1 pseudogene is annotated in these 10,734 nt (G+C 74.3%); it reads right to left on the bottom strand.

What is annotated here, in order from left to right:
- Nucleotides 1–16: 16 nt before the first annotated feature.
- Nucleotides 17–10,720, bottom strand: a pseudogene (locus tag HUO13_RS03805) (SDR family NAD(P)-dependent oxidoreductase); the annotation flags it as partial.
- Nucleotides 10,721–10,734 lie beyond the last annotated feature (14 nt).

Raw genomic sequence — 10,734 nt, 5'->3', positions numbered from 1 at the left:
CGTTGTCACCGCTCATCTAGAAGTCCTCTTCCCCGCCGAACCGCTGGTCGAGCATCGAGAACAGCTCGTCGTCAGTGGCGTCCTCGCTGATCGCGGACGTGCTCGGGGCGTCCGCCCGCCTGCTGTTCCACCGGCGCAGCAGCGACTCGAGGCGGTTGCCGACGTCGTCGTGCCCGTCCTCCGCGGACAGGGCTTCTAGCGCCTTCTCCAGCTCGTCCAGCCGGTCGCCGATGTCCACCGCTGGCGATGAGCCCGCGAACAGCCTGTCCCGCAGGTGTTCGGCCACCGCCAGTGGAGTCGGGTGGTCGAACACCAGCGTGCTGGGCAGCCGCACGCCGGTCGCGGTGCCGAGGCGGTTGCGCAGCTCCACCGCGGCCAGCGAGTCGAAACCGAGGTCCTTGAACGCCTTGCGCTCGGGAAGCTGGTCGACCGAGCCGTACCCGGAGACCGCCGCCGCGTGCGAGCGCACCAGCTCGGCCAGCCCCGCGACCTGGTCGGGCTCGGACCGACCGGCGAGCCGGTCGACCAGGTCCGGGCCCGCCGCCTCCGCCTGCCCGGCGGCGCGCAGCCTCGCCCTGACCATCCCGCGCAGGACCTCCGGCACGAACTCGGCCCTGCGCAGGGCGGAGCGGTTGACGGAGAGCGGGAACACGACCTCACCGCCGCGGCGCAGGGCGCTGTCGAACAGCGCGAGCGCCCTTTCGGTCGGCAGCGCTGCGACCCCGGTCCGGGCGATGCGGTCGCCGAGTCCGCTGGTCAGCTCGCTGGCCTGCGCCCACAGGCCCCATCCGAGCGCCTTCGCGGGCAGGCCGCGCGTTCTCCGCAGCGCGGCCAGCGCGTTGAGCGCCTCGTTCGCCGCCGCGTACACGCCCTGCCCCGGCCCGGCTAGCACCGAAGCCGCGGATGAGAACAGCGCGAAGAAGGCCAGATCCGTGTTCGCGGTCAGCTCGTGCAGGTTCCACGCCGCGTCGACCTTGGCGCGCAGCACCTGCTCCACCGCCGGCTCGTCGATGGAGGTGACCAGCCCGTCGGCCAGCACACCCGCCGCGTGCACGACACCGGTCAGCGGCCGGGGCAACTCCTCCAGCAGCGCCGAAAGCGCGTCGCGGTCGGCGGTGTCGCAGGCCGCGATCTCCGCGGACGCGCCGAGGCCCTCGATCTCCTCGCGCAGCTCGGCGGCGCCCGGTGCGTCCGCACCGCGCCTGCTGACCAGCAGCAGGTGCCGCACGCCGTGCTCGGTGACGAGGTGGCGCGCGAGCAGACGTCCGAGCGTGCCGGTGCCACCCGTGATCAGCACCGTGCCGTCCGGGTCCACCGGCGCGGGCTGGGTCAGCACGAGCTTGCCGACGTGCTTGCCCCGGCTCATGTGCTGCAACGCCGCGGGCGCGGCTTCCAGCTCCCACGCCGAAACCGGGAGCCGGTCGAGCTCCCCGGTGCCCAGCAGGCCGACGACCTCGCGCAGGATCGCCCCGAGCCGGTCGTCACCCGCCTCGCCCAGGTCGAACGGGGCGTAGCGGCCCCGGAAGTCGCCGGCGTCCCGCAGGTCGGTCTTGCCCATCTCGACGAAGACGCCGTCTTCGGCGAGCAGCGCCGCGGACTCGTCGAGCAGTTCGCCGGTGAGCGAGTTCAGCACCACGTCCACACCGCGGCCCCCGGTGCGCTCCCGGAACTTCCCGGCGAAACCGGTCTCCCGCGAGGAGGCGATGTGCTCGTCGTCGAGACCGAGCCCGCGCAGCGTCCCGTGCTTGGCCGGGCTGGCGGTGGCGAACACCTCCGCCCCCGCCCGGCGGGCCAGCGCGACGGCAGCCATGCCGACACCGCCCGCCGCGGCGTGGATGAGCACCGACTGACCCGCGCGCAGCCCCGCGAGATCGTGCAGCGCGTAATGGGCCGTGGTGTAGGCGATCGGCACGGCGGCGGCGTCGGCGTTGCTCCAGCCGTCCGGGACGCGCGCGAGGAGCCGGTGGTCGGTGACCGCGACCGGCGCGAAGGCGCCCTGGAACAGGCCGAGCACCCGGTCTCCCGGCGCGAAGGCGGCCACGTCCGGCCCGACCGCCGTGACGACACCGGCGGCCTCGGTGCCCATGTCCGCCTTCTGCGGGTACATGCCGAGCGCGAGGAGGACGTCGCGGAAGTTGACGCCGGTGGCGCGCACCGCCACCCGGACCTCTCCCGCCTGGAGCGGCTTTCCGGCGTCGGATGCGGGCTCGAACGCCACGGAGTCGATCGAGCCGTCGCCCGGTACGAGCCGGTGCGCGCCTTCCGGAAGCGTCAGCGCGGAGGTCGCGAGCGGCGCGAGGCGCGGCACGAAGACGTCGTCGGAGCGCAACGCGAGCTGGGGGTTGTCCGGGACCGCGGGCACCGTCCCGGGTTCCGCGTCGGTGTCGAGGAGCACGAACCGATCCGGCGACTCGGCCTGCGCGCAGCGGATGACGCCCCACACGGCGGCGGCGCCGGGATCGGGGACGGCGTCGTCGTCGGACACCGCGACCGCGCCGGACGTGGCGATCACCAGCGCCGCGCCCGGAAGCTCCTCCTGTTCGAGCCAGCGGCGCACGACCGCGGCGGCCCAGAGGACGCCGTGGCGGGCCATGGCCCGGGGGTCGTCGCCTTCGGATTCGTAGCGGATCAGGACCGCGTCGGGTTCGGGTTCACCGGACCGCAGGACGGCGTCGAGGTCCGAAGCGCCGGCCGCGACCACGCGACCGGCCGCGCCGGGCTCGGCGAGCCGCACCCAGTCCAGACCGTGCAGCTCACCATCGCCGCCGCGCGGTTCGGGCTGCTCCCACTCGTCCCCGGTGCTGCGGATGACCAGCGAGTCGACCGTGGCGACCAGGTGGCCTGCCGGGTCGGTGACCCGCAGGGCCATCGCGTCCGGCCCGGCGGGTGTCGCCACGACCCGCACCGACGTCGCCCCGGCGGCGTGCAGGGTCACGCCGTTCCACGCGAACGGCAGCTTCCCGCCGCCCGACTCGCCGAGGGTGCCCAGGCTGAGCGTCTGGGCGACGGCGTCCAGCAGCACCGGGTGGAACGCGTAACCGTCCTCGTCCGTCTCGATGGACACCTCGGCGTGGACCGCGTCGTCCTTGCGCCACGCGGCCCGCAGGGCCTGGAACGACGGTCCGTACTCGTAGCCCTGCTCGGCGAGGCCGTCGTAGTGGTCGTCGAGCGGGATGCGGACGGCGTCGTCCGGCGGCCACTGCCCGGTCTCCCGCGCGCCCGCTGCGACGCCCTGTGCGAGTGTCCCGGTGGCGTGCTGCGACCAGTGCGCGTCGGCGAGGTCGGCCACGTCGTCGGCGGCGTGGACGTCGATCGTGCGCCGCCCCGACTCGTCGGCCGCGCCGACCGACAGGCGCAGCAGCGCCCCCGCCCCGGCCAGCACCAGCGGCCGTTGCAGCACCAGTTCCTCCAGAACCGGCAGCCCGACGTCCTCACCCGCGGCAAGCGCGAGGTCGACCAGGACGCTGCCCGGCACCAGCGTCCGGCCGCCCACGACGTGTTCGGCCAGCCACGGCTGCTCGTCGGTGGAAAGCCGCCCGGTGAACACCGCACCGCCGTGGCCCGGCACGTCGACCGCGGCGAGCAGCAGCGGGTGCTCCGCGCCGCGCACGCCCAGCGCGGAGACGTCGGCGGGCCGGTGCGGCCGCGGCCAGAAGCGCTGGTGCTCGAACGGGTAGGTGGGCAGCTCGGCCGGCCGTCCCCCGGCCACCGCCGGACGCAGGTCGGCCCCGACGCCGTGCACGTGCGCCCGCAGCAGGTTGCGCAGGAACTCGTGCGGCCCGCTCTGCTCGCGGCGCAGCGTCGGCACGCAGGTGACTTCGGCTCCCGCGTCCTCGGCGGTCTCCTCGACCGCCATCAGCAGCACCGGATGCGGGCTCACCTCGACGAAGGTGTCGAAGCCCCGCTCGACCAGACCGCGGACCGCCTGCTCGAAGAGCACGGGCCGGCGCAGGTTGCGGTACCAGTAGGAGGCGTCCATCGCGGAGGTGTCGATGACCTCGCCGGTCACCGTGGAGTGCAGCGGCACCGAGCCCCGCACGGCGGTGATGGTGCCCAGCTCGGCGGCGAGCCGGTCCTCGATGCGCGCCACCTCCGGGGAGTGGGAGGCGTAGCGCACGGCGATCCGGCGCGGCTTCATCTCCCGCGCCTCGGCCTCGGCGAAGAACTCGTCCAGCTCCGCGGTCGGCCCGGCCACGACGCTGGTGCCCGGCCCGTTCACGGCGGCAACCGAGACCCGGCCGTCCCAGCGCACGAGCACGGCTTCCAGCTCGTCGCGGGACGCGCCGACCGACACCATGCCGCCCTGGTCGTCGAGTTCGCGCAAAACCTGGCTGCGCAGCGCCACCACCTTCGCGGCGGCCTCCAGCGACAGCGCGCCCGCCACGTGCGCCGCGGCGATCTCGCCCTGCGAGTGGCCGACGACGGCGGCCGGGGTGACGCCGTGCGCGCGCCACAGCTCGGCGAGCGAGACCATGATCGAGAACAGCACCGGCTGGAGCACGTCGACGCGCTGGTGCGGGTCGGGACCGCCGTCGCCGCGGACGACGTCGAGCAGCTTCCAGTGGGTGTGCGGGGAGAGCGCCTCGGCGCAGCGGCTCATCGACTCTGCGAACACCTCGGAGGATTCCAGCAGGTCGCGGGCCATGCCGACCCACTGCGCACCCTGGCCGGGGAAGACCAGGACCGGCTTGCGCGGTGCCGAGGTCACCGGGGCGACGGCGTCCGCCGACGGGCGGCCCTCGGCCAGCGCGTCCAGCTCCGCGCACACGCCCGCGCGGTCGTCGCCGAGCACGGCGGCTCGCACGTCGAACCGCGCCCTGCCGGTCGCGAGCGTCCACGCCGTGTCGGCCAGGCCGAGCTCCGGTGTGGCGCGCAGGTGCTCGGCGAGCGCGCGGGCCTGGGCCGCGACCACGGCTTCGCTGCGGCCGGACAGCACGAACGGTAGCGGCCTCCGCTCGAGGCCAGTGGTTTCCTGCTCGGCTGGTGCCTCTTCGACGATCACGTGCGCGTTGGTGCCGCTGACGCCGAACGACGACACCCCGGCCCGCCGGAGCCGCTCGCCCGCAGGCCACGGCACCTCCTCGCGCAGCACCTCCACGGCCCCCGACTCCCAGTCGATGTGCGGGGACAGCTCGTCGGCGTGCAGCGACCGGGGCAGCATCCCGTGCCGCAGCGCCAGCACGACCTTGATCACGCCCGCGGCGCCCGCCGCTGCCTGGGTGTGGCCGATGTTGGTCTTCACCGATCCCAGCCGCAGCGGCCGGTCGCGGTCCTGGCCGTAGGTCGCGATGAGCGCGCCGGCCTCGATCGGGTCGCCGAGCTCGGTGCCCGTCCCGTGCGCTTCCACGACGTCGACGTCCGCGGCCGGCACGCCCGAAGCGGCGAGCGCCTGCCGGATCACCCGCTCCTGCGACGGGCCGTTGGGGGCGGCCAGGCCGTTGCTGGCACCGTCCTGGTTGACCGCGCTGCCGCGCAGCACGGCCAGCACCTGGTGCCCGTTGGCGCGCGCCTGGGAAAGCGGTTCCAGCACCAGCGCGGCGACGCCTTCCGACAGCGCGAAGCCGTCCGCCTGAGCGGAGAACGCCTTGCAGCGCCCGTCGAAGGCGAGCCCTCGCTGCGTGCTGAAGTCGACGAAGGTGTACGGGTCGGACATGACGGTGACACCGCCCGCCAGCGCCAGGGAGCACTCCCCGCGCCGCAGTGCCTGCATCGCGAGGTGGATGCCGACCAGCGAGGACGAGCACGCGGTGTCCACCGTCAGCGCCGGGCCCTCCCAGCCGAAGGTGTAGGCGATGCGCCCGGAGAGCACGCTCGCGGAGTTGCCGAGGCCCTGGTAGCCGTCGACGCGTTCGGCCTCGCCGGCCAGCAGTTGCATGTAGGACTGGCCGTTCATGCCGACGAAGACACCCGTGTCGCTTCCACGCAGGGCGTCGGGGTCGATGCCCGCGCGTTCCACCGCCTCCCACGCCGTCTCCAGCATGAGCCGCTGCTGCGGGTCCATCGCCAGCGCCTCGCGGGGCGTGATGCCGAAGAAACCGGGGTCGAAATCCGCCGCGTCGTCCAGGAAACCGCCCTTGTCGACGTAGCTCGTGCCGGGGTTGTCCGGGTCCGGGTGGTAGAGCCGCCCGATGTCCCAGCCCCGGTCGGCCGGGAAGCCGGTGGTGAGGTTCGCGCCCTCGGCCAGCACCCGCCACAGCTCCTCGGGCGAGCCGATGCCGCCGGGGAACCGGCAGCCGATGCCGACGATGGCGATGGGCTCGGACTCGCCGGCCGCGGCGGCCACGCGCACCGCTGCCCGGTCGGTGTCACCGACGAGCCGGCCGCGCAGGTGCTGCGCGAGCGCGGTGACGGTGGGGTGGTCGAACACCAGGGACGCGGGCAGCCGCAGGCCGCAGATCGCCGACAGGCGCTTGCGCAGGGCCATCGCGTTGAGCGAGTCGAGTCCGAGCTCGCTGAACGCGCGGCGCACGTTGATCTCGGCGGCGGACTCGTGGCCCAGCACCTCGGCGACCGTGTGCGCGACGAGTTCCAGCAGGGTTTCCTGCTGCTCGTCCGGGGAGAGCGCCGCGATCCGTCGCGCCAGCTCGCCGTCCGGTCCGCCGTCCGCCTCGGCCTCCGCCCGCCCGCCGCGGTCGGCGAGTTCGGAGAACAGCGCGGTCGGCCGGGTGGCGGCGAAGCCTTCGCTGAGCACCGGCCAGTCCACGTCGGCCACCGCGACCGACACCGGCCCGGCGGCGAGCACCCGCTCCCAGGTGCGCATCGCCCTGTCGGCGGAGAGGCTGCGCAGTCCGCGTTCCCGCAGGTAGCCGTCGTCCACCGCCCCGCCCGGCAGCGCCCACGGGGTCCAGGCGACCGACGTGCACGAGCGGCCCCGCGCGCGGCGGTGCTCGGCGAGCGCGTCGAGGTAGGCGCTGCCGGCCGCGTAGGCGGCCATCCCGGCGCCGCCCCAGATCCCGGCGACCGACGAGCAGTAGACCTCGCGCTCGACGGCCCGGTCGCCGAGGACCTCGTCCAGCACGGCGAGCAACGCGGTCTTGGCCGCGACCGTCTCGGCGAACTCCTCGGGTGCGACTTCGGTGATGCGGCCGAAGTTCGTCAGGGTCTCGGCGTGCACGACCGCAGTCACCGGCGCGTCGCCGAGGGCCTCGTGCAGCGCCGCCGCGTCCTGGGCGCACACGACCGCCGCCGCACCGGCTTCCTCGACCGCCACAAGCAGGTCGTCGCCCGGCTGCGCGCCGGCCAGCACCAGCCGCTCGGCTCCCCGGTCGGCGAGCCACCGCGCCAACTGGTCGCCGACCGGACTCGCCGCGCCGGTGACCAGCACGGTCCCGTGCGGGGTCCAGGTCTGCGAACCCGACTGCGGCAGGCTCGCGCGGACGACGCGGCGGCCGTGGAGACGGCCGTCCCGGACCGCGAGGTGGTCCTCGGCGCGGTCGCCGCCGCGCAGGACGGCCACGAGCAGGCGCAGCGCGGCGTCGTCGACCGATTCGGGCAGGTCGACCACACCGCCCCAGCGGCCCGGCAGCTCCAGCCTTGCGACCTGCGCGAAGCCGTGCGCGGTGTTCTGCGCCGGCCGGGCGAGGCCGTCGTCGGCGGGAGTGCGGACAGCACCCTGGGTCAGGCACCACACCGGGGCGTCGATCCCGGCATCGCCCAGCGCCTGGACCAGGGTGAGCAGGCCGACCGCACCGGCGGGAACCCCGGGACGGCAGGCGGATTCGTCGGACGACAGCAACGAGAGGACGCCGCGGAATCCCCTTCCGGCATGTGCGACGGCCTGGGCCATCTCCGAGCGGGAAACCGAGGTGTCCACCTCGCGGCACACCGCCCTGCCGCCGTTGGCGTTGATGGCCTGGCACAGCACATCCGTCCACTGCGGACATTTCGTTGGCGCGACCACCAACCAGTCGCCGTCCAGGTTTCCCGGCTCCGGCTCGTCGATCGGAGTCCAGGAGACGCGGTAGGCCAGGTCGTCGGTCGGGGCGGCGACAGCAGGCTGGAGCCAGTACCGCTTGCGCTGGAACGGATACGTCGGCAGCGCTACGGTCTCGACGCCCCGAAGACCGACATCCCACCTGATGTCCACACCGGACACGTGCGCGGTGGCCATCGACCGCAGGAAGGCCGAGAGGTCGCCGCCGTCGCGTTGCAGCGAGCCGACCACGACGGCGTCTTCGGCACCGTCAGCCTCCTCGACCGCCTCCTCGACGGCCTGGACCACCACGGGATGCGGGCTGACCTCGATGAACGCGTCGTACCCCGACTCCGCCAGCCGCGTCACCGCGTCGGCGAAGCGGACCGTCTCGCGCAGGTTCCGGTACCAGTACCGGGCGTCCAGCTCGGTGCCGTCCATCGCCCGCGAATCCACAGTGGAGTGAAACGTCACCTGCGCCGGGCGCGGCGCGATGTCCCCGGTCCTCTCCAGGAGTTCATCGCGGACTCGCTCGATCTGCGGCGAGTGCGAGGCATAGTCCACGTCGATCTCGCGGACGCGGATGTCCTCGGCCGCGCACGCCTCGGAAAACTCCCGCAGCGCGCCGGGCTCGCCGGAGACCACGACCGACCGGGGCCCGTTGACCGCCGCCACCGAGATCCGGTCCCGCCACGGCCGCAGGCGCTCACGCACCGCGGCCTCGCCCAGCGCGACGGCGGCCATTCCGCCCTCCCCGGACAGCGACCGAATCAGGCGGCTGCGGCCCACGACGAGCTTCGCCGCGTCCTCCAGCGTGAGCGCGCCGGCGACGTGCGCGGCGGCGATCTCGCCCTGCGAGTGGCCGACGACCGCCGCGGGCTCGACACCGTACGAGCGCCACAGCGCCGCCAGCGACACCATCACGGCGAACAGCACCGGCTGGACCACGTCGACCCGGTCCAGGCCCGGAGCCCCCGGCGCCTGCCGCAGCACGTCGGAGACCTTCCAGTCCTGCATCGGGGCCATCGCCTCGTCGCAGGCCCGGATCTTCTCGGCGAACACCGGGGACGACGACAGCAGCTCGGCACCCATGCCGACCCACTGCGAACCCTGCCCCGGGAACAGGAAGACGACGTTGCGCCCGTCCACCTCGGTGACGCCCTCGACCACGGCGTCGGCCGTCGCGGTACCCGCGGCGATCTCCCGCAGTCCGCGCACCGCTTGCTCGCGGGTCGATGCCACCACGGCGGCGCGGTGCTCGTGGCGGGCGCGGGTCGTGGCCAGGCCCAGCCCGACCCCGGCGAGATCGGCGTCCGGCCGTTCGAGCAGCTCGGCGATCTGGGCGGCCTGCGCCCGCAACGCCGCCGCGCCGCGCGCGGACACCACCAGCGGAACCGGCCGACCGTCGTGCGCGGCGGTCTCCCGGGGTTCGCGCTCGGGGGCTTCCTCGACGATGACGTGCGCGTTGGTCCCGCTGATGCCGAACGCCGACACAGCGGCCCGCCGGGTCCGCTCACCGCGCCGCCACGGCTGGTTGCCCGCCAGCAGCGCGACGCCGCCGGACGACCAGTCGACGTGCGGCGTGGGCTCGTCGACGTGCAGGGTCGCGGGCAGTTCCTCGTTGCGCAGCGACAGGACGACCTTCAGCAGCCCGGTGACGCCCGCCGCCGCCTGGGTGTGGCCGATGTTGGACTTCACCGATCCCAGCCAGAGCGGCCGGCCGGCGTCGCGGTCGCGGCCGTAGGTGTCCAGCAGCGCGTTCGCCTCGATCGGGTCGCCGAGCGCGGTACCGGTGCCGTGCGCCTCTACCGCGTCGACGTCACCGGGTTCCAGGCCGCAGCTCTCGAGGGCCCGCCGGATGACCCTGCGCTGGGCGGGCCCGCTCGGCGCGGAGAGTCCGTTGCTGGCCCCGTCCTGGTTGAGCGCCGACCCGCGGACCACCGCCAGCACCTCGTGCCCGTTGCGCTGCGCCTCCGACAGCCGCTCGAGCAGGACCAGGGTGACGCCTTCGGAGAAGCCGAACCCGTCGGCGCCGGCACCGAACGCCTTGGACCGCCCGTCGGCGGCGAGCGCCCGCTGCCTGCTGAAGTCGACGAACACGCCCGGGGTCGCCATCACCGCGGCACCGCCGACGACCGCCATGGCCGACTCGCCCTTGCGCAGCGACTCGACCGCAAGGTGCAGCGCCACCAGCGACGACGAGCACGCGGTGTCGACGCTGATCGACGGCCCCTCCAGGCCCATGGTGTAGGAGATCCGCCCGGAGGCGACCGCGGGCGCCACACCGGTGACCGAGTAGCCCTCGACGTCCTCCGCCGCGGCGGTGTCCTCGCCGTAGCCGAACTTCGCCACCCCGAGGAAGACACCCGTCGCGGTACCGCGCAGCGAGTGCGGGTCGATGCCGGCGTTCTCCACCAGCTCCCAGCTCGTCTCCAGCAGCAACCGCTGCTGCGGGTCCATGGCCGCGGCCTCGCGCGGCGCGACGCCGAAGAACTCCGCGTCGAAACCCGCCGCGTCGTCGAGGAACCCGCCCTTGTCGACGTAGCTGGTGCCGGGGTTGTCCGGGTCGGGGTGGTGCAACCCCGCCAGGTCCCAGCCCCGGTCGGCGGGGAAGCCCGACAGCGTCTCACCACCGTCGCGCAGCAGCTCCCACAGCCGCTGCGGGGTGTTCACACCGCCCGGCAGGCGGCAGGCCATGCTGACGATGGCGATCGGGTCGGACTCCAGCTCGCGGATGCGCTGCCGGGCGGCACGCAGGTCGAGCGTCGCCCGACGGAGGTATTCCGCCACCTTCTCGTTGTCAGTCACAATTCCTCGGTCTC

Source organism: Saccharopolyspora erythraea (genome assembly GCF_018141105.1).
GTDB lineage: Bacteria > Actinomycetota > Actinomycetes > Mycobacteriales > Pseudonocardiaceae > Saccharopolyspora_D > Saccharopolyspora_D erythraea_A.
This window is presented reverse-complemented; position numbering and strand designations above follow the sequence as displayed.